This window comes from Streptomyces sp. SID12488, from assembly GCF_010548275.1.
Taxonomy (GTDB): domain Bacteria; phylum Actinomycetota; class Actinomycetes; order Streptomycetales; family Streptomycetaceae; genus Streptomyces.
Genome location: NZ_JAAGLT010000041.1, coordinates 15197 through 34538 on the forward strand (window position 1 = coordinate 15197; position 19342 = coordinate 34538).

Annotated in this window: 23 protein-coding genes and 1 pseudogene; 16 read left to right on the forward strand and 8 right to left on the reverse strand. The window is 65.9% G+C overall.

Annotation, left to right across the window (positions count from 1 at the left end):
* The first annotated feature begins 39 nt into the window (after positions 1 to 39).
* From G3I56_RS38600 to G3I56_RS38625, 7 genes are all read left to right on the forward strand, one after another.
* Positions 40 to 1053 (forward strand): ATP-binding cassette domain-containing protein, encoded by a 1014-nt coding sequence (locus tag G3I56_RS38600; RefSeq protein WP_164417486.1) that lies wholly within the window; start codon positions 40 to 42, stop codon positions 1051 to 1053.
* A gap of 1 nt (position 1054) precedes the next feature.
* Positions 1055 to 1858: an ABC-2 family transporter protein gene (locus G3I56_RS38605; protein ID WP_164417488.1), complete on the forward strand. Its 804-nt coding sequence runs from the start codon at positions 1055 to 1057 to the stop codon at positions 1856 to 1858.
* A gap of 5 nt (positions 1859 to 1863) precedes the next feature.
* A complete protein-coding gene (locus G3I56_RS38610) occupies positions 1864 to 2664 on the forward strand; it encodes an ABC-2 family transporter protein (protein WP_164417491.1) in 801 nt (266 codons plus the stop codon).
* A 167-nt stretch (positions 2665 to 2831) separates the two neighbouring features.
* Positions 2832 to 2951: an excisionase gene (locus G3I56_RS44385; protein ID WP_239135356.1), complete on the forward strand. Its 120-nt coding sequence runs from the start codon at positions 2832 to 2834 to the stop codon at positions 2949 to 2951.
* A complete protein-coding gene (locus G3I56_RS38615; RefSeq protein WP_164417494.1) occupies positions 2945 to 4339 on the forward strand; it encodes a site-specific integrase in 1395 nt (464 codons plus the stop codon). The genes G3I56_RS44385 and G3I56_RS38615 overlap by 7 nt, the downstream gene beginning before the upstream one ends.
* Before the next feature lie 247 nt (positions 4340 to 4586).
* Positions 4587 to 5105 carry a DUF2716 domain-containing protein gene (locus G3I56_RS38620; RefSeq protein ID WP_164417497.1) on the forward strand — a complete coding sequence of 173 codons (519 nt, stop codon included), beginning with the start codon at positions 4587 to 4589 and terminating at the stop codon, positions 5103 to 5105.
* Between the two features lie 94 nt (positions 5106 to 5199).
* Entirely contained in the window at positions 5200 to 5682 is a 483-nt protein-coding gene (locus G3I56_RS38625) for a DUF6193 family natural product biosynthesis protein (protein ID WP_164417500.1), read from the forward strand.
* A gap of 541 nt (positions 5683 to 6223) precedes the next feature.
* On the opposite strand, the gene G3I56_RS38630 is transcribed toward G3I56_RS38625, so the two are convergent.
* Together G3I56_RS38630 and G3I56_RS38635 are read right to left on the reverse strand one after the other, a co-directional pair.
* Positions 6224 to 7156 (reverse strand): hypothetical protein, encoded by a 933-nt coding sequence (locus tag G3I56_RS38630; protein WP_164417503.1) that lies wholly within the window; start codon positions 7154 to 7156, stop codon positions 6224 to 6226.
* Positions 7157 to 7790: 634 nt separating this feature from the next.
* Positions 7791 to 8794: pseudogene (locus G3I56_RS38635) on the reverse strand (IS5 family transposase).
* 120 nt (positions 8795 to 8914) lie between these two features.
* On the opposite strand from G3I56_RS38635, the gene G3I56_RS38640 reads away from it, so the two are divergent.
* Genes G3I56_RS38640 through G3I56_RS38650 form a run of 3 tightly spaced genes read left to right on the forward strand, consistent with a single transcriptional unit; the run spans position 8915 to position 10541 of the window.
* Positions 8915 to 9343, forward strand: a complete 429-nt coding sequence (locus G3I56_RS38640; RefSeq protein ID WP_164417508.1) for a hypothetical protein — start codon at positions 8915 to 8917, stop codon at positions 9341 to 9343.
* A gap of 23 nt (positions 9344 to 9366) precedes the next feature.
* On the forward strand, positions 9367 to 9570 hold the full coding sequence (locus G3I56_RS38645; RefSeq protein WP_343240183.1) for a helix-turn-helix transcriptional regulator: 204 nt from the start codon (positions 9367 to 9369) through the stop codon (positions 9568 to 9570).
* Complete coding sequence (locus tag G3I56_RS38650) at positions 9567 to 10541, forward strand: NAD(P)-dependent alcohol dehydrogenase (protein WP_164417513.1); 975 nt, start codon at positions 9567 to 9569, stop codon at positions 10539 to 10541. Before G3I56_RS38645 ends, G3I56_RS38650 begins: the two co-directional genes overlap by 4 nt.
* 31 nt (positions 10542 to 10572) lie before the next feature.
* On the opposite strand, the gene G3I56_RS38655 is transcribed toward G3I56_RS38650, so the two are convergent.
* On the reverse strand, positions 10573 to 10716 hold the full coding sequence (locus G3I56_RS38655) for a hypothetical protein (protein WP_164417516.1): 144 nt from the start codon (positions 10714 to 10716) through the stop codon (positions 10573 to 10575).
* A gap of 336 nt (positions 10717 to 11052) precedes the next feature.
* Between G3I56_RS38655 and G3I56_RS38660 the strand changes: the two genes are divergently transcribed.
* On the forward strand, positions 11053 to 11823 hold the full coding sequence (locus G3I56_RS38660; RefSeq protein ID WP_164417519.1) for a hypothetical protein: 771 nt from the start codon (positions 11053 to 11055) through the stop codon (positions 11821 to 11823).
* Complete coding sequence (locus tag G3I56_RS38665) at positions 11820 to 12254, forward strand: hypothetical protein (RefSeq protein ID WP_164417522.1); 435 nt, start codon at positions 11820 to 11822, stop codon at positions 12252 to 12254. The genes G3I56_RS38660 and G3I56_RS38665 overlap by 4 nt, the downstream gene beginning before the upstream one ends.
* A 410-nt stretch (positions 12255 to 12664) precedes the next feature.
* On the opposite strand, the gene G3I56_RS38670 is transcribed toward G3I56_RS38665, so the two are convergent.
* From G3I56_RS38670 to G3I56_RS38680, 3 genes are all read right to left on the reverse strand, one after another.
* Entirely contained in the window at positions 12665 to 14191 is a 1527-nt protein-coding gene (locus tag G3I56_RS38670) for an AAA family ATPase (RefSeq protein WP_164417524.1), read from the reverse strand.
* The gene (locus G3I56_RS38675) at positions 14167 to 14649 is read right to left on the reverse strand and encodes a hypothetical protein (protein WP_164417527.1); all 483 of its coding nucleotides are present in this window, start codon (positions 14647 to 14649) and stop codon (positions 14167 to 14169) included. Before G3I56_RS38675 ends, G3I56_RS38670 begins: the two co-directional genes overlap by 25 nt.
* Before the next feature lie 386 nt (positions 14650 to 15035).
* On the reverse strand, positions 15036 to 15773 hold the full coding sequence (locus tag G3I56_RS38680; protein ID WP_239135357.1) for a GntR family transcriptional regulator: 738 nt from the start codon (positions 15771 to 15773) through the stop codon (positions 15036 to 15038).
* A 162-nt stretch (positions 15774 to 15935) separates the two neighbouring features.
* Here G3I56_RS38680 and G3I56_RS38685 point away from each other — a divergent pair, with 162 nt between their 5' ends.
* Genes G3I56_RS38685 through G3I56_RS38700 form a run of 4 tightly spaced genes read left to right on the forward strand, consistent with a single transcriptional unit; the run spans position 15936 to position 17030 of the window.
* The gene (locus G3I56_RS38685; protein WP_164417532.1) at positions 15936 to 16280 is read left to right on the forward strand and encodes a hypothetical protein; all 345 of its coding nucleotides are present in this window, start codon (positions 15936 to 15938) and stop codon (positions 16278 to 16280) included.
* Positions 16277 to 16543, forward strand: coding sequence for a hypothetical protein (locus G3I56_RS38690; RefSeq protein ID WP_164417535.1), 267 nt, complete (start codon positions 16277 to 16279; stop codon positions 16541 to 16543). The genes G3I56_RS38685 and G3I56_RS38690 overlap by 4 nt, the downstream gene beginning before the upstream one ends.
* Positions 16540 to 16755 (forward strand): hypothetical protein, encoded by a 216-nt coding sequence (locus G3I56_RS38695; protein WP_164417538.1) that lies wholly within the window; start codon positions 16540 to 16542, stop codon positions 16753 to 16755. The genes G3I56_RS38690 and G3I56_RS38695 overlap by 4 nt, the downstream gene beginning before the upstream one ends.
* Complete coding sequence (locus G3I56_RS38700; RefSeq protein WP_164417540.1) at positions 16752 to 17030, forward strand: hypothetical protein; 279 nt, start codon at positions 16752 to 16754, stop codon at positions 17028 to 17030. The genes G3I56_RS38695 and G3I56_RS38700 overlap by 4 nt, the downstream gene beginning before the upstream one ends.
* 92 nt (positions 17031 to 17122) lie before the next feature.
* Here the strand turns inward: G3I56_RS38700 and G3I56_RS38705 are convergent, their stop codons facing one another.
* Together G3I56_RS38705 and G3I56_RS38710 are read right to left on the reverse strand one after the other, a co-directional pair.
* Positions 17123 to 17635, reverse strand: a complete 513-nt coding sequence (locus G3I56_RS38705) for a hypothetical protein (protein WP_164417543.1) — start codon at positions 17633 to 17635, stop codon at positions 17123 to 17125.
* The gene (locus tag G3I56_RS38710; protein WP_164417545.1) at positions 17632 to 19341 is read right to left on the reverse strand and encodes a PHP domain-containing protein; all 1710 of its coding nucleotides are present in this window, start codon (positions 19339 to 19341) and stop codon (positions 17632 to 17634) included. The genes G3I56_RS38705 and G3I56_RS38710 overlap by 4 nt, the downstream gene beginning before the upstream one ends.
* Position 19342: the final 1 nt, after the last annotated feature.

The window sequence follows — 19342 nt, forward strand, 5'->3', positions numbered from 1 at the left end:
GCCGTGTTCGTGCGTCGCAAGCTCTCGGAGGTGCCCTGAGTGAGTGGTTCCATAGAGGTCCGGGGGCTGTCCCGGACCTTCCACACCACCGTGCGGCGTCCCGGTTTCACCGGCGCGCTGCGCTCCCTCGTCCAGCCGGAGCGGGTCGCGAAGGACGCCGTCTCCGACGTCACCTTCGACGTGGCGCCGGGTGAACTCCTCGCCCTGCTCGGGCCGAACGGCGCCGGCAAGTCGACGACCATCAAGATGCTCACCGGCATCCTCACCCCCACGTCCGGCGAGGCACGCGTCGCCGGCGTGGTGCCGTACCTGGAGCGCGAGCGCAACGCCCGCAACATCGGGGCGGTGTTCGGCCAGCGCACCCAGCTCTGGTGGGACCTGCCGGTGCGCGAGTCGTTCTCGATCCTGCGGGACATCTACGAGATACCGAAGCCCGAACACGCCGTACGCCTCCAGGAGTTCGACGACCTCCTTGAGCTCTCCACCTTCTGGGACACCCGCGTACGGCATCTGTCGCTGGGCCAGCGGGTGCGCTGCGACCTGGCGGCGGCGCTGCTGCACGATCCGCCGGTGGTGTTCCTCGACGAGCCCACCATCGGGATGGACGTGGTCGTCAAGGAGCAGGTGCGGGAGTTCCTGCGCCATCAGGTCGAGGAGCGCGGCCGGACGGTGCTGCTGACCACGCACGACATGACGGAGGTCGAGCGGCTCGCCGAGCGGGTCGTCCTCGTCAACCACGGCCGGCTGGTGCTGGACGGCACACTGGACGAGATCAAGAAGCGGTTCGGCTCGACCTGGCAGGTCCGGGCGACACTGGCCGACCCGCACGCGGAGGTCGAGGCGCTCCCGGGCATCGCACTGCTCCGCCGCGAGGGTCCGAAGGTGGTCTTCGGACCCCAAGGCCCGGACGCCCCGACGGTCCACCAGGCGCTCAAGCGGGTCATCGAGCGGTACGAGGTGACGGACATCGCCCTCGACGAGGCCGACCTGGAGGACGTGATGCGGGCCGCGTACGTCCAGGCCGAGGCACCGGAATCGCACGGGGGCGGCTGACATGGCCGTCCTGCACGCCTGGCGGTCCGCCAGGGTCACCCCTCTCGGTGAGCTGTATGCCCCGCCCCGGATGACTGCCGCCCTGATTCGGCTGACCGTCCAGGTGGTCCTGGTCGCGTCGCTGTGGAACGGCCTGTACCAGCAGACCGGTACGACGGCCGGCCTCGACCGCGAGCAGGCGGTGACGTACGCCGTCATGGCCGTACTCGCCTCGCGGCTGCGGGAGTTGGACCAGTACGCGGGCCGCGACACCGTGCTCCAGCACATGCACTTCGGCACGATCGTGTACTGGTACCTGCGCCCGCTGCCACCCCAGCGCTACTACGCGCTGCGGGCGCTCGGCGAGCAGTTGTACGGGTTCGCGTGGGCGCTGGCCGGCTTCGCCCTCTGCCTGGCCGCCGGGGTGGTCCAGCCGCCCGGATCGGCAGCCGTGGCCGGGGTGTTCGCGCTCAGTCTGCTGCTCGGCCAGTTGGTTCTCTACTACGTCATGCTCGTCATCGACCAGCTGTGCTTCTGGACGCTGCGCAACGGCGCCGCGATGCTCATCCTGATCTTCGCGCAGAACCTGCTGTCCGGGGTCTACGCACCGCTGTGGTTCTTCCCGGACTGGTTCATCACGCTCAGCTCCATGCTGCCCTTCCAGGCCACGCTGAGCGTGCCGCTGTCGCTGTACGTGGGGCGCGTCCCGCTCTCGGACGCCGCCTTCCAGCTCTCCGTCCAGGCCGGCTGGATCCTCGTACTGGCCCTGTTCACCCGGTTCCTGTGGCGGCGGGCCGCCCTCCGTGTCGTCTCCCAGGGAGGCTGAGACCCGTGAACGCCGTACGTATCGCGTGGCGCATCACGCGCCTCAACTTCCGCGCCCAGCTGGAGTACCGCTCCGAGTTCCTGTTGATGATCGCGATCGGCGCCATCTGGCAGGTGTCGGTGATCGTGTTCGCGACAGTGCTGCTGACCCGGTTCGCCGGGATGGGCGGCTGGGACAGCTCGGAGGTGCTGCTGATCCCGGCGACCCGGATGCTGGCACACGGCATCTTCGTGCTGTTCCTCGGGCGGCTGCACGGAATCGGCCGGATCATCCAGGAAGGAATGATCGACACGTATCTGGTCCGTCCGATGCCGGTGTTCCGGCAGGTGCAGCTGTCCGTCTTCCCCACCAACGCCATCGGCGACCTGACGGTGGCCGTGGGCCTGATGGTGGGCGCGCTCTCCCGCAGCGACCTGGACTGGACGGCGGGCCGGATCATGTACCTCGTGGTCTGTGTCCTCGGCGGGATGCTCCTTGAGGCTGCCCTGTTCACGGTGGTGGCGTGCGCGTCGCTGCGCTTCCCGGCCGCCGACTACTGGGGCCGCTGGCTGGAGGAACTGCTCGGCACGTTCGGCAGCTATCCGCTCAACGTGCTGCCCAGGGCGGTGAGCGGTTTCCTCACCTTCGGACTGCCGCTCGCGTTCGTCGCCTACTTCCCGGCGGCGGTACTGACCGGCCACGGCCACGACACGGGCGTACCGTACTGGCTGGCGGCGGCCTCACCACTGCTGGGTCTGGCCGCGTTTCTGGGGGCGCGGCTACTGTGGCGGTGGAGTTTGGGGCACTACACGGGGGTGAACGGGTAGCAGGCACGGCGCCCCAGTCCAGCGTACGTGGGGCGCTGCCCCGTTAGCGCTTGAGCCGACGGAAATCCGGCCATCACGGTCCCTCTCCGACCCCGACCGCGGGGGCCGTGAGGCCAGAGGCTCCCGAAGAGCTCGTAAAGGGTGTGCGTCGAAGGCAGTGCTACCGAATGCGGGCCCGGGGGGGCCAGGCACCGAGGCACCTGAAGCTCCCCAACGGTCAGATACGTATCCGCCGGGCCGACCTCGACGCCTGGTTCGACGGCTGCGAGGTGCAGGAAGCGTGCTGACCTACGACGTCCAGATCTGGGGCATCCGCAAGCGGCCCAACCGCGCGGCGGCACACCAACTCCGTTGGCGCGTCGGCCCCCGCCCCTTCTCCAAGAGCTACAAGATCAAGGCCCAGGCCGACGGGCGCCGTGCCGAGCTGCTGACCGCCCTGCGCAACCGCGAGCAGTTCGACACGGAAACCGGCCTGCCTGCCTCGGAGGTCCAGGCGCTCAACTCCGCTACCTGGTACGTCCATACCCGCACGTACGCCGAGATGAAGTGGCCGAGCGCATCGGCCAAGCACCGCGCGAGCATCGCTGACACGCTCGCGACCATCACGCCGAAGCTGGTCAAGGACCAACGCGGGGCTCCGGCTCCGAAGGTGCTCCGGATCGCCCTCTACTCGTGGGTCTACCGGTTCGTCCTCGGCGATGACGGAACACTGAGGCCGCGCCTCGACGTCGAGGAGCCGCCTGCCGACATCGTGGCCGCGCTGGACTGGATCGGCCGGAAGTCCGTGGACATCACCGACCTCAACACGCCCTCGGTGGTCCGTACGGCGCTCGACGCGCTGAAGCTGAAGCAGGACGGCACGGCCGCTGCCGAGAACACGGTGAACCGCAAGCGGACGGTTCTCAGCAACTGTCTCCGGTACGCGGTAGAGCGGGAGTTGCTGACGACCCTGCCCCTCGACAAGGTCGACTGGACTCCGCCCCAGGCTGACGACGAGATCGACTTCCGGTTCGTCCCCGGCCCGAAGCTGGCGAAATCGCTGATCGACGCTGTCGGCGAGCAGGGCGAACGCGGACGGCACCTGATGGCGTTCTTCGGCTGCCTCTACTACGCGGCCAACCGCCCTGGTGAGGCGGCCGGTCTTCGTGAGGACGACTTCAGCCTTCCCGAGGAGGGTTGGGGCGAAGTCCTACTCTCCACGAGCATGGCCCGAGTCGGCTCCGGCTGGACGGACACGGGGGAGTCGTTCGATACGCGCGGCCTGAAGAAGCGGGCCCGCAAGGCGACCCGGCCAGTTCCGATCCCGCCGGTTCTCGTGCGCCTGGTCCGCGAGCACATCAAGGAGTTCGGCACCGCCGAGGACGGCCGGCTCTTCCGCGCGACCCAGGGTGGCCACCTCCTCTCCAAGGAGTACGGCGAGGCGTGGAAGACGGCCCGGCTCACAGCGCTGACGGAGTCCGAAGCGGCCTCACCGCTGGCCGGCGTGCCTTACTCCCTGCGCCACGCGGGCGTCTCGCTCTGGCTTGCGTCCGGCGTCTCCCCGGCCGAGGTCGCGCGCCGGGCGGGCCACAGCATCGCGGTCCTGTTCCGTTTCTACGCCAAGGCGATCCACCGCAACCAGCAGCGCGCGAACCAGCAGATCGGACGGGCCTTGAAGTCTGCCGACGACGAATAGGCGAGGTGATCCGTCCAACCTCAGGCGTCGTCCTCACCCCACAACGGGGAGAGGACGGCGCCTTCTCCCTGCTGGGCATGGTCCGCGCGCCCCAGCGAGACAATGCCGCTGACCAGCAAATTCCCAGACCCAGTACGCCGGTTCTTGGTCACACCCGGCCTTGACGAGCCCCTTGAGAATGGTTCCGTCCGCACTTTCGTGAACGATCCATAACGATCTTCGCTCTGGCGCTCGTTAGGATCGTCGAATGATGGAAGATCCCGTGGCCGTGCTGCCAGAAGCTGAGTATGGACGTGTCTGGGACCGCTTCTACGCAGAGTTCAATTTCCGGCCGAGTACGAACTCGCTCAAGTGGCCGGCCATCAAGGAACCCGTTGCGTCGGTCACCTGGAGTCTGGCGACGCTTCCCGACGAGCCTGACTACGAGCGTCTCGACCGCTTGGTCGAGGTGGTCGAGCAGGGGCTGACGTCCTGCGTTGGACCGCAGAGCACGCTGTTCGCGCTCGACTGGCAGCACACTTCGTATCGTTTCGCCCCGCAGGCGGTCGGCGGTCCTGGGCAACCGGCTTGGCCTCTCAGCCCGTACCCGGACGGGGACTACTTCATCTTCCTGTCGGAAGACTTCCACTTCGGTAGCTTTGGGCACCCTTGGGAAGACACCATCTGCCTGTTCGGTGAGGAGCTCCTCGACGCCGCATCCGAGGAGGTCGACAAGGTTCTTGGTCCGCCGATACGGAGGTCCGGCAAAGCAGTAGGTCCCGTCTGAGTTCTGCCTTCGCTCATGGTTTTGTGCGTGGTGATGGCGCTCTTTGGAAACGGATCTGCCCGTGATTCCGTGAAAGCCCAGGCAGGAGCACACTGTGGCGGTGGACCCGAGCAGCCAAGCCTCAGAACCGCCGCTCCTGCCTCCAAAGCCGGTTCTGCCCGACATGGCCGAAGCGCGCAGTCACGGGTCGGCCGCCGCCATCGAAGCCCGATGGCTGTCACTACAACTCAGCTGGCAGTGGGCACGCGATGTACACGAGATTCGCTCGCCAGGACACCCCTATCCGGGCATCGTTCCGCTGCTGGAGGCGGCTGCCGCGACACCACGGCTGCGGCGGCTGTATCCGTTCACCAGTCATTTCGCTCTGCTCTTCAGCAGCCGCACCGACTACCCCTGGATCTTGCAGGCCGGATCCATCGAACCTCTCCGCAACGGATCGTTCAAGGTCCGTCGCCGCGATCCCCTCACCGTGGTCGGCCAAGTCGAAACTGCCACAGAGGCCGTCGATCTCGCGGTGAAGCTCCTGCCCGCCGACTTCGAGCCGGTCGTCACCCACTCCGCCGACAAGCACACGTGACGGCGCACGGCCACACCGACGTGGTCAGACCGCTCGCACATACAAACCAAGATCATTCACCAAAACGCGGTCAGAGTCTTGGAAACGGCCAACCTCTACTCAGGGATGACCCCACATCTGCTCAGTGGATTTCCCCAGGCACTGGCGCCTGACCTACGGACGAGATGGCATCCCGCCGGGTGGAGTAGCCGATCAAGCCGCCGGAATCCGCAGGCCAGCGGTGGTGGCTCCGTGCAGCAGGAAACCTCGTAGACCGCCAGCGCGACGAAGCACCTGGAACACGTACCGGAATGCCTAACGCTTGATCCCCTACCCCACAATGCGGAACGCGGACACGGACCACGGGCACCACAAAAGATGCCGCCCAACGGCCAGCCGGGTCCTAGGGCGGGTCGGACCGACTCGGGCGCGGACACCTGCTGAGGGCAGCCTGCGTACGCGTGATAGTTCGAGCCTGGGAAGGTTGGCCTTCATCGCGGCGCGCCCCTGACGGTGCGGCGGTACGCCCGGATGTCATGGTTGGCGGAGGCGTTGGCAGGAGTCAGGTACAGAGCCAGTTCTGGCTGGCTGTCACCTCGCGCGCGATGCGATGCCACTGCCTTTCCCCGCCGGGCAGTGGCCAGGCCCAGGTCGGCTGTTCGGCGGTGTTCAGGTCGTGAAGGAGGCGGACGAGCTGTGGGCCGGCGGTGGCAGCGCCGTCCGGGACTGCGGGACCGTGGACAGCGCGGAGTGCGGCGAAGCGTGCCAGTTCGTCCTCGTAGTAGCCCACGGCTTCCTCGGTGCGCGTGGCCAGGTCATCGCGCGGGACCGTGCGGTGCAGTTCCAGCAGCGGAGGCTCGACGGATTCGGCGACTGCCGCGGCGAACCGCGCGTGACCGTCCAGGATCAGATGGCAGTCCAGGCCACTGACCCACCACAACAGGACGGGTGGGAGTGTCCCTTCACGGGCTTGCTTGCGGTACGCCTTGACCCGGCTGTCGTCGGCATCGGGCATCGGCCGCAGCGGCAGGACCTCCCATGAATGAGCATGGAGGAACCAGTCGATGTAGCCGTTCGGATGGCCGTCGACGAGCATCGAGTTCCAGTATTCGGCGTGCGAGACGTCGGCGTGGCGCCAGTGCCGGAGCGGGCTGTCGCACGAGAGCAGCCACCGGCCCTCGTGCAACGGGCTGCCCGGCGCGTCGATGAGGTACTGCGCAAACCGGTGGGCCCACCGTTCCGGGCTGCCCGCCAGGGCGCGGCCCGTATCAGCACGCAAGGGCGGGACGAAGGAGCGATACCCGTCGGTGCGCCAGAAGTCCACGCCATCGTGTTGTTCATCGACGACGGCGAGCAGCACAGGCTGCGACATCTGGGAGACCAGCAGTTGCCCACTGGCAGTGAACACGCACAACCCCGGCTGGTGGCGGCCCTGTACGTCCAGGGACAGGCCCACCCACGTGCCGTCGTCCCGCGTGACATCGCTGCGGTGCATGCCGAGAGCGTAGACGGCTGCTGCGGGAACCCTGATGGCATTCTGTCTGTCCGGCGTGACCCACATACGCCCCAAGCCGGTGATCCTGGCCGAAGACACGCGCGATGCACCGGACCCGACAGAGGGCCTAAACGCGGCATGGACCGTGGTCCACGCCTGGTCCACACACCCTGGTCAACAACGCGACAGAGCATCAAGGTGAGACAGCCGCACGCAGAAGGAGTGCCCCTCCCCGGGAGACACCCCATCTGACCTGCACACTCTCTGACCTGGCGGAAGCGGTGAGATTCGAACTCACGGTGACATCGCTGCCACGACGGTTTTCAAGAGCCTCGTTCTGGCCACGTCCGTACCACAGTTGACCTGACCAAACGCCGTCCGGATCACTCTCGGCTGGCCATCTGACCCAGAGATGGCCCACGGCGTCTTCTATCAGGCCTGACGGCAGTCACCTGATGAAGCATCAGGCGCACCCATCCGGCAGATTTACAGACCGCGTCCGATATCCCGGTGACCTGGCTTCCTTATCTCCCGTTACTACATGCTCCACACGGGCCCCCTGCGGCGCGCAGGGCTTCGCTTTGGCGCGGCCACCACTACCTAGAACGGCTCTAGGGCGCGTATCGGGTTGTGATCAGGAGACGGCCTGGGTGAGGTCTTTGATCCAGATCATCGAGGCGCGTAGGTGGAGGCCGGCGAGGTAGCTTTCCGGGGTCTTGTCGTACCGGGTGGCGATGCCTCGCCAGGCCTTGAGCTTGTTGATCAGGCGCTCGACGGTGTTCCTCTCCTTGTAGAGGTCGGCGTCGTGACTGACGGGCCGACCGCCCCCGGAGCCCCTCTTCTTCCGGTTGGCGGCTTGGTCCTTCCTCTCCGGGATCACTGCCTTGATGCCGCGTCTGCGCAGGTGAGCGCGGTTTCCGCGGGACGAGTAGGCCTTGTCCCCGGCGACGGCGCCCGGCCGGGTGCGGGGACGGCCGACGGGCCCGCGGACCCGTATCTTCCCCAGCACGGGGATGAACTGCGGGCTGTCCGCGGCCTGTCCCGCGGTCAGGACGAACGCCAGCGGGCGGCACTTGCGGTCGGCGGCGAGGTGGACCTTGCTGGTCTGCCCGCCCCTGGAGCGTCCGAGGAGAGCGGCCTTCAGTCGGAGTTTTCGGCGGCGCCGGATGCGTCGTCGCTCTTCCCGCTCGGGATCGGGCTCGGCGTCCTGCCCGTTTTGTTCTTCGAGGCCGCCCCCTTTGATCTGGCCTTCTCCTCCTCGGCGGCGGCTTTCTCCAGCGCGGTGACGATGTCCTCGCCCAGGTGCATCCCGGCAGCGTCGTGGTGAGCGCGCGCGGTGGTGGAGTCAATGCTGACCAGGGACAGGTCCACCTTCCCCCGCTTCGCGGCTTCCGCGATCAGGCCCTCCAGCAGGGCCTCGAAGACGCCGGCGTCACGCCACTGCCGGAAGCGGTTGTGAACGGTCGACCAGGCGCCGAACTCCTGCGGCATCTCCCGCCACTGCCCGCCGGTCTTGAACCACCAGATCACGCCCTCGAACTGCTGCCGTAGCTGCTCGGGGTACGGGCCGTACCGGCCGATCGGCAGGTGCGGATCGATGAACTCCCACTCCGCATCCGTCAGTTGCACTCGCGTCACGCAAGACGATCTACCGGAGGCACTCGGTAGCCACAACATCGATGTACAGAAATCTTGACATCGTGTCGCGACTGCTTGACACTCCCTGGTGTCAGGTTCTATTCACACGGGGAGCCGGTAGTGGCATTCGAAGAGAAACGGGCCTGGATCCTGGCCCTGGTCACGATCACGTCGTACGCGGCGTACCTGGCGGTCGTCCTCGGGCGGGGCGGACATGCGCCCCTCGCTCACGCGCCTTATGCGGCAGCGCTGTTGTGGACGGTCGGCGCCGCAATCGCCGCGTCGATCGCGCTGCACGTCATCGTGTCGACCGTGTCGCCCGAGGGTGCGAACCTCAAGGACCAGCGCGACGGGGAGATCCACCGCTTCGGCTCGTACATCGGCCAGTCGTTCCTGGTCATCGGCGGCGTAGCCGGGCTCGTCCTGGCGATGGCCCGCGTCGACCAGTTCTGGATCGCCAACGCGATCTACCTGGCGTTCGTCCTGTCCGCGCTGCTCGCATCCGGGGCGAAGATCGTCGCCTACCGGTTCGGCCTCCACCCGTGGTGAGGCCGACCAGGGTCACCAACGCGATCCGGGCCTTGCGGTTCGCCCACGGCGAGATGACCCAGGCCGAACTCGCCCGCCGCATCGGCGTGACCCGCCAGACCATCATCGCCATCGAGCAGGGCCGCTACTCGCCCTCGCTGGAGATGGCCTTCCAGATCGCCCGGGTGTTCGCCGTTCCGCTCGTAGACGTCTTCCAGTACCCCGAATCCGAGGGAGAGGCTCCATGAAGGCCATCGTCCACAACAGCTACGGACCGCCCGAGGTCCTGCGCCTCGAGGAGGTCGCCAAGCCGGCGACGCCCGGCAGCGGCGAGGTGCTGCTGCGCGTCCACGCCTCCGCAGTCGATCCGGGCGTGTGGCACGTCACGGCCGGGCTGCCGTACCTGATCCGCGCCACGCCCTACGGCCTGCGCGGGTCGAAGCCCCGCGTGCGGGGCATGGACGCGGCGGGTGTCGTCGAGGCCGTCGGCCCGGGGGTGAGCCGCTTCCGGCCCGGCGACGAGGTGTACGGCACCTGCGACGGAGCATTCGCCGAGTATGCGTGCGCCAAGCAGGACCGGCTCGCGCCGAAGCCGTCCGGCCTGGACTTCGCGGCGGTGGCTGCGATACCCGTGTCCGGATGTACCGCCCTGCAGGCCCTGCGGGACGCCGGACGCGTGCGGGCCGAGCAGCGCGTCCTGGTCATCGGCGCGTCCGGCGGAGTGGGCAGCTTCGCCGTCCAGCTCGCCAAGGCATTCGGCGCGCACGTCACCGGCGTCTGCAGCACGGCCGGTACGGACATGGTCCGCTCCCTCGGCGCGGACGAGGTCATCGACTACACCCGCGAGGACCCGACGGACGGCACCCGCCGCTACGACCTCGTCCTCGATATCGCCGGAAACCGGCCGCTGCACCGGCTCCGCCGCGCCCTCACCCCGCGCGGAACCCTCGTCATCGTCGGCGGCGAGGGCGGCGGCAAGTGGACCGGCGACATCGGCCGCACACTGCGGGCACTGATGCTGTCGCCGTTCGTCGGCCAACGGCTGCTGTGGCTCGTCTCCACACAGAAGCACGACGACCTTCGGCTCCTCGCGGACCTGGTCGAGGCCGGCTCCGTGAAACCCGTCGTCCACCGGACGTACCCGCTGGCCGACGTCCCCGAGGCCATCCGGTATCTGAGGGATGGTCAGGCCCGCGGCAAGATCACCATCCGCGTGTGAGGAACGCCTCCAGCGGGCCCGGCTGTCCGGTTCAGCCCCAGCCGGGGGCCGGCGGCAGCGGCCAGGCGGGCGGATCCGGCAGCGGACGGCCGGCCGTGAGCGCGGCGGCGGTCGTACGGCCGCTCAGCCAGCCGAGGTTTCCGGCGCCGACCACGGTGGGGCCGGTCGGGGGCACGGCCCAGGACCGACCGAGACCGACGGCCTCGACTCAGGCGACCGGGAAGTGACCTCAAGGCCTGGTGAGGCATCGCCACCCGGTACGACACGACCCCGGAAAGCTACCTCGCCGGCCTCCACCTACGCGCCTCGATGATCTGGATCAAAGACCTCACCCAGGCCGTCTCCTGATCACAACCCGATACGCGCCCTAGTCGACCGCCCTGACTCGACGGCTACGGATTCGGTGAGACCTATTTGGGGGAGGCTTCGAGTGCGTCCCTTGCCATCGAAGGTGGGGGGAACTGTGGGGACTGCTGGGGGACCGTACCGGTCGTGGCTGCGCTTGGTGGCCATGGCAGTGGTCAGCGCGGTGATCGGACTACTCGCTGCGTTGTGGGGGTCGGAGGCATGGGCGGGGGTGCTGGGGGCTGCGGTCGCGGCTGTGGTGAGCGTCGTTGCCGTCGGCATGCAGACGGAGAGGCAGCAGCAGGCCGAAGCCGCTCGCCGTCGGCCCCGTGCTTTGGAGATTCCCTCGCCGGAAGGCCGATTTCCGCTGGTGCGGGATCTGCATGATCCGGTCGCGGTGGGAGTGCACCCGGCCGAGACTATTGAGCAGGGTGGCGCGGTCGACCGGGTCCCGGCTTACGTCACGCGCGACGTGGAGCCGCACCTGCACGCCGCCCTGCGGCGCGGCGGTTTTGTCCTGCTGGTCCGCGAATCCACCGCGGGTAAAACTCGAGCCGCCTTCGAGGCAATTCGGCTCCTGCATCCTGACTACTACTTCGTGGCTCCCTCCACGCGTGAGGCCGTGGAAGTGCTAATGGACGACTGGGGAGCAGTCGACCGTTTTGTGGTGTGGCTGGATGACCTGGAACGTTTCCTGGGGCCGGGGGGACTGACCACCTCTACGCTGCACCGTTTGCTTCTTCAGGACCAGCAGGTACTGCTCCTGGCCACCATGCGCAGTCACGAGTACGACCGTTACCGGGATCGCGCGGAGACAGAGGCATCTGGGGCTGCGCAAGAGGTCTGGCGCCAGGGCCGGGCCGTACTGAACAAGCACAAGTGGTTCACGTCGAGCGGCGATGGACGCATACCGAACGCGAACGGGCCCGGGCTGTGATGGTCGATCCCCGGCTGATCCGCGCGTTGGCGGGCGATGAGCGTTTCGGGGTAGCCGAACTGCTGGCGGCCGGCCCGGAACTAGTTGAAGCCTGGCGGCACGCCTGGATGCCAGGACGCCACCCTCGGGCGGCGGCATTGGTTGCAGCGGCTGTGGACGCCCGCCGCGCCGGCTACCACCGTCCTTTGCCCGCAGAGATTCTCCAGCAACTGCACGAGGGTTATCTTGTTCGCCGCGGTGGGGTGGAATTGCGTCCCGAGTCGTTCTCAGAGGCGTTGAACTGGGCTCTGCCCCCCACGGTCCCTGCGGGCGCGAACAGCCTGGTGCTCGGCAATAAGAACGCGGCGTTCCCACCCTTGCGCATATCCGTAAAAGACTGGGAGCGCTTCCGAGAGGCCATTTGCGCTGGCAGCACATTTCGTCCGTACTGACGCGGCAGGAGAATATCGCTGCTGCAACAATCTCGTGCCTCCTGCCGTGCGCTAGACAGGCGGCTCAAATGAGCCACCATGATATCGAATTCGGCTGCCGAGATCCCATATCGACAGCTTTCCGCGTAGCGATGATGAGGCCCGCTCCTGCGAGTGCAGTGGCAGATTTGCAGTGGGACAGGTTCGGTGGCCTTGACCTGTGGTTTCCCCTAGGTAAACCCTCACTGGGGACGCCTGGGGCCGAAAATACCCTGAGCTGCCCTGCGAGGCGCGCTATGGCTGGACTCCACAACAATAACGCCACACCCATCCGAGGCTGCAACGCTTCCTCAAGCGACCGGCAGATTTGAGGAATTCCGCGGAACGACAAGACCGAATACGTCTTGAATTAATTTAAAAGCAACGCTTCACTAGGGCGTTCCAATTTCATTAGCGAGATGGAAGATCTCAGCTGCGGTGGTCGGCTCCTGTTGCCGCGCATAACGGGCAAGTGATTCTCGCAACTTTTCACGACCTGCCGACATAGGTGACCCGCTCTCCCATGATGACCTATGCAACCCCACTTCCGCAATCAGCTGCTCTCTTTCAGGAGATTCGGCACCCCGCTCAAGAACCTCAACGCCATTTTGCGGAATGTAGAGCCGGATCTTGCTTGCGGCAGGGGAAGCAATCCTATGAATCCGATCTCCCCTAGCCGCAGCCTGCGCGGCAGCAATCTTGAATCCATTGATCGCAAAAACTTTAGACAGCGAATTTCTTTTATAGAATTCAGCCAGGATGCTCTTACCGTGGAAGCGTTCCAGAGCTTCTCCGGAGTTGAGAATTTCCTGCACACGGGATCGAAAAATCATCACCTTATCCGGAAGACCCATCCGTGTGATCTTCTCCTTAAGTTCAGAAACCTTCTTGTCGATATCATTCACCGCTTGCTGTAGATCAACTTTGTCTGTCGTAATGAAAGCACCTGGAACTGACGCACGAATTCGAAGCCTGACTTCCTCTTCCACTCGATCAGCAACGATCGAATCAAGGGATTGAGTCACATCACCCAAAGATGACATGCCGACTGTAGGGCCATGATCCTTCAAGATTTCCCAGAGCTGTTCAGGGTCCAGCAGCAAATTTTCGATCATTGCCACAGGCCACGACACCACATAGTCAGGAAGACCGGCAGCTGAGGTATCCGAATCAACTAGGCCAAATACCGGCATACCCGGAAGGTGTAGTGAGGCGTTTCTGAGTGATTGCGCCGCACTTGCCGCTTCATTCCTGCTCCTGGCAGGAGCAATTGCCCAATGTTTGGCCTCAGGGATGAGGAGCTTAATTAGACGCTCATCCGTAACAGCTGAGCGGTTTCCTGTAACGGTCGACTCCCCTTCGATAAAAACAATCGGCTTACCGCGGGTCAACATATGAGTACCCCCGGTTAGACCGCGTGCAACCTCAAGGCGCTCAGCCGAAGAGCTGAGCCTGGAAAGCTGATTTTCGACGGCATACCCTGGCGGCGACAAGACATAAAGTTCATCATCTTGAAGTGAATCGAGAAAGACCGGTGACTGTGTCGCAAAGATGAATTGAGCCCGCCTTTGGTGTGCGATAGTTCGCATATACTCCAGAACATTCAGTTGCAGTAGTGGGTGCAAGTGAATCTTTGGCTCATCCAAAATCATAGTGATTGGCACTACGTCCGAGTCGGGCACGAGATCGCCCTCAGCGAGCGCTTTCGCTTCGCGCTCAACAAGCGGGAGGAAAAGAGAAACGGCGGCTTTTTCTCCCGAAGACAACTCATCGATGTCGAACACCGGGCCGGAATCAATATCGGCCCTTTTGAAGAGTACCTTGATATTCTGGTCGATTGTAGCGTCAATTCCAGCAAATGCAAGATGCGGAAGCAGGATGGATACAAGTTGCTTCAATGGTTGCAACAGATCGGGCACCGTCCCTTCATCGATTTTCCCCCCTGTGCCTCGAACTGGGCATTGACCAAGTCTCGCTTCTGATTATCGAGTCGCACAATTGATGTTTTTGCCAGAGCATTCGCATCATCGGCAGAGTTGCCGTTTCGAACAATACCTGATAGCCAATGCAGGCCGGACGGCGCGCCGTGCTGGTACTGTGGAATCGCATCAGCCCGCAAAATATCTTCAAATGAAAACGGGAATCCGCTTACATGCACCTGTGAAATTTGACTGCTACGCCAAGTGCGATGCGGACCCACGTAAAGCAGCGCAGTTCCGGGCTCCAGGAAGCTTTGTTTATTGACTTTGATGCCCTCTAGTAGGGTAGATTTCCCTGCCCCATTTGGCCCTGCAATCGCGACCAGGTTAGGCAACTCTTCAGCTTGTGCTCGCACCAAACCGCGAGTTGCTGGAATGTCAAAATGCCGAATGGCCATAGTGGAGCTCCTTGGATGGTAACCGTCAGTTCACTAATGCTAGCGCCGATACGGCCTCGTACACGCAGGGAACAAGAAATGTTCTGCAAACGGGTCACCTCGGGAGCAACCTGGCAGTAAAGCTCGTGCATATGACCAAAAACCTGTGAGTGGTGCTCAGGTTGAACTCGTAGACGCCTGCGGGGTCGTGACGGTTCATGATCCCTGCAATACGACGGGATCATGCGGTATGCGCAGAGGGGCAGGTATACGCCCGCGGAGCAGGAGAAGCGGGTGTTGCTGAGGCCGGAGGCCGCCGGGCGGTTCGCGCGCGGTGATGAGGGCAGGGTGATCGCGGCCGATCTGCGGGTCATTGGAAGACGCCGACAACGAGCCGAACCAAGTCTTCAGTCCTCCAGGTCGATGACGAAATCCACCACCGTGGTGTCGCCGCGCCTCACGATCGGGTGGGCGACCTCCACGATCCGGCCGCTGTCGGCGATGTGGCGCCGGGTGTAGCGCAGCACCGGGACTCCCGTACCGATCCGGAGCGTCTGGGCCTCGTGGTCCTTCGGCATGCCCGTCGTGAAGGACTCGGTGATCCTCGTGATGCGGATGCCGAGGGAGGCCATCTGCGCCCTCGTCCCACCCGGCCATGGTTCGTGGATCGGGTCGGCCACCGGGGTCCCCTCCACGTCACTCCAGCGCACGTACGAGGTGCTCATCTGGGTGGGGTGGTCGTTGTCGTAGAAGACGAAGTGCCGGGCAAGAAGTCGCTCACCCACCTCGCACTCGAAGAGGGCCGCCAGTTCCGGTGTCGCCGTCACGCGCTCGAACCTCTTGTCCAACCGGTATTCGCTCCAGCCGATCCCCTGGTCCCTGGTGTACGGCGTGGACGGAGCGCCGGGCTTGTTGCGGTACCGATCGGCGGCCATGCGGTGCACAGGAGGCGTCTGCCGTACGAGCGTTCCGGCCCTGGCCCGCGTCTCGATCAGCCCCTCGTTCCGCAGGAGCGCCAGGGAGTTTCGGATCGTCGTCTCCGACACGCGGTAGTGCTCCGAGAGTGCGGGGAGGGTCGGGATCTGGTCGCCCGCGCTGAACTCACCGGACGAGATGCGACGACGCAGCTCAGCAGCGATTCGCAAGTACTCGGGCTGTGCCACTGACCTACCACCGTTTCGAGTGATCGCCGCTTTCTGTGCACACATATTGCCTCGATCGGCTTGACCGGCGCCAACCCGGCCCGCCAATCTGTGCACAGATAAGAGTTATCTGTACTCAGAAAGCCGTGGCCCCAGGTGACAAACATGCCCGAAACAGGTCAATCATGGCGTCGGGGGTTCAAGGCGCATCGTGTCGAGGCCCGCCAGGTCCGCGAGTGGGTGGCCAGTCGCCTGGAGCATCCGTACGCCGCGCAGGTCGCGCACGAGCTGTTCGCATCCGTCCTCGCCACGGGGACCGAAGCGATCGAGATGACGCTCGCCACAGCTGGCCTCCGAATCCGGATCACGGCGGCCGGCTCGGTGGAACTGGGCGTCCTGCACAGCCACGGCCCCGGCTTCCAGATCGTCAGCGCCCTCTCCGCCCAGTGCGGCGTCAACACCGACGGCCAAGGGCTGTGGGCTCTGCTCAGCACAGAGGACAAGACGTGACAGCAATCATCAGAGCAGCCGAGTGGACACTCGGGTCCGAGACAGCCGAGGGCGCCCCCAAGGAGCCTCTGTACGAGTCCGAGTGCACGACGTGCGGAGAACAGTCAGGGGCCACGGAGGGCGAGCGCCTCCCAGCCGAGGTCTGGGCTCTGAAGCACACCGGTGCCAACCCGGCGCACCGGACCTACCGCGCGATCATCACAAGCTTCTGGCGGGTCGTTCCCTCCGAGGGCAACCCCTACCGCGAGTTGGAGGCGCCGTGACCGGTATGAAGCCGAAGGTATGGGTTGGAGACCAGGTTCACGACGTCAACACCGGCAGAGAGGGTGTGGTCACCGACGTCAAGCCGGACGGGACCTACGTCCTGCGCCCCCTCTACGTGCGGTTCCGCACCTGGACGATCCCCAACGCGGACTGCCTGGAGATCACCGTGTCTCGCGAGGAGCAGATCCGGCGGCGCCAGGAGGAGTCGTGACCAGGTCTCCCGAACGCGTCCCGACAGATCGCTTCGGCGCCCTGATTGCGGCGTACGAATACGAGATGGGCACCTGCTTCCGCTGCTGCCTTCGCCGGGTCCAGGTGACCCGCTCAGGCGAGATCACGAGCAACGAGGGCGAGACCCCGCTGTACACATGCCGGGAGTGCGTACAGAAGTTGCTGGCCATGAGCGAGCGCGCCATGGAGCGGATGAACACCCGGCTCCGGATCATCCAACTCCCCCGAACCCCTCCTGGAGCAGAAGCCAACTGACCCAGATGGCTCCCCCCTTGCCCCCCGGGGCACGCGAGGAGGCGGATGCGGGCTGGAGCCCTCACACTCCAGTTCCAGCCCACACCCTCGGCTCAGTGGTCCGCGCAGCACGGTGTCGGGTCCGGCACCTCGAACGGGACCAGGGTGCCGCCGACAGCGGGCATGGCGGCGAGCACGAGCTCGTCGCCGTGCCACTGTGGACGTACATGACTGTGCGTCACCAGCGTTTGGTCTGCTGATGGTTGACCCGGACTCCCCAGCACCGTCACCCGGTCGATCGCGCTCCCCGCCAGCAACTCACCCACCGTGACAGTGCCCGTGATTGAGCCGAAGCCCGGGTAGACGACCGCGCGGCCCGCCTCGTCGGGCACCCCGGGCGTCACCTCGTACCCCAGAGTTCGGAGCCGCTCCTCGGCGGTGCGCAGGAGCGGCTCCGACGGCAGTGTGAACGACAGGGCCACCCGGGGCCGGTCGCCGCGCAGGAAGTGGGTGCAGCCGAACGCGGCTTCCGGGAGGCCGAGTTCGGCCGCCAGGTCGAGGACGAGTCGATCGGCCGCGCGGAGGGCCGACACCGAGGTGCCGGCCCAGAGGGCGTACGACGTCACGAAGGGAGCACCCACACCGGGTTCGAGTAGAACCACAGGTCGCGCCACGGGTCCGCGTCACCGACCACGTCGATGGCCGGACCTGCGGGATCAACGGCCGCGCCCATCGCGCCGACGGCGGACCGGTTGCCGTCGCTGCCGCGCAGCCGGACGTACACCGGACGGTCGACGCGCCCGAGGTCGTACGTGAGCCGGACCGTGCCGGTGGACCGGTTCACCTCGTAGGACTTGACGACCCTGGCCGTGGGCGCCGTGAAGGTGTCCTTGTCGGCGACCGGGCCGGTGACATCACCCTTGATGACGTCCACGCGGGCCAACGTCGGTACGAATCCCGCCCAGTTGGATCCGCCGGCCGGCGTCACGTCCACCGTCAGGGTGACCCTGGTGCCCTTCTTCACATGCAGGGCGCCGCCGAGCGTGCTCCATCGGCCACCGCCCGAGAGGCGCACGTCGAGGCCGCTGATCAGCTGGCCGTGGTCCACCCAGACCCGGCCCGCGCGGATGCCGTCCATGACGGCGGCGTACGAGAAACCGTCGGCGCCGACGTGGGTGCGGCTGTACTGGCCGGGCCAGTAGTCGCCCTGGGTGAGGTCGATCCCGCCGGAGTACACCGGGTCGGTGTGCCTGCCGTTGAGGTCGTAGTCGCTGTCCGGACCGCCGCGCTTGGCGGTGTCCGTGTACACCTGGTGCGAGTCGGAGTTGGCGGTGATCCACCAGGGCCTGCCCTCGGCGAGCAGACTGTCCCACAGGCCGCCGACGGTGGACGTCATCCAGTCGAACCCGCCCCATGTGCGGTAACTCTCCAGCGGGTAACCGGCGAAGGAGTTGGCGCTGGGGCTGTTGTCGTAGATGCCGCGGGCCCGGCCCATACCGGTCGGTGCGGCGATGCCGGCCGCCTGGTGACCCGGCGCGCCCTCGAAGCCGACGGCGATCCGGTGACTCGCCGGGGTCGCGTCGCGCCAGGCCCGGATCTCGTGCGGGGAGTCGACGCCGCGCCGCGCCGGGTGGTTGGCGAGCATCAGCGCGTCCTTGACCTTGCGCCGCCTCACCTGCTCCGCGAGGAAGTTGAGACCGGCGACGGCTAGCGCCTCGTTGGCGGGCGTCGAGTTGGAGGTGCCGTTGACGCTGCCGTCGTAGTCGGTCTCGAACTGCTTGAGGACGGACACCTCGTTCTTGCCGGGGTGCACGAAGACCGTGCCGTGCTCGGCGGCCGGGATGTTCCACTCCAGGCCCTGGAAGACGAGGGTGTCCTCGTAGGCGGCACGGGCCGCCCTGATGTCCGGGTTGACCTTCTCGACACCGATCTTCGAGTGCGTCACGTTGCCGTGGTCGGTGATGACCAGCCAGTCCATACCGTGCCGGGCGCCCTGCCCGACCTGGTCGACGACGCGGTACTTGCCGTCGTTGCTGTACTGCGTGTGAATGTGGTGGTCCCCGGCCAGCCACAGGAAGCCCTTCGTACGGCGGCCGCCCGTGGCCGCGTACGCGGGGGCGGCAGCCGGGGCGACGACGCTCGCGGCGGTGAGGCCGGCGCCGAGCAGCCCCGCCCTGCGCAACAGCGTGCGGCGCGACCGCTGTTCGGGGCTCAGCTCCTCGTCGGGCACAGAGGTGTCGAAGGCCGCGGGCAGCGCCGAACCTGTGTCGGCCTCGTGACCGTCTCCGTGGTGATGGTGATCCCCGTGTCCGTGCGAGTGCCCGTGCCCCATG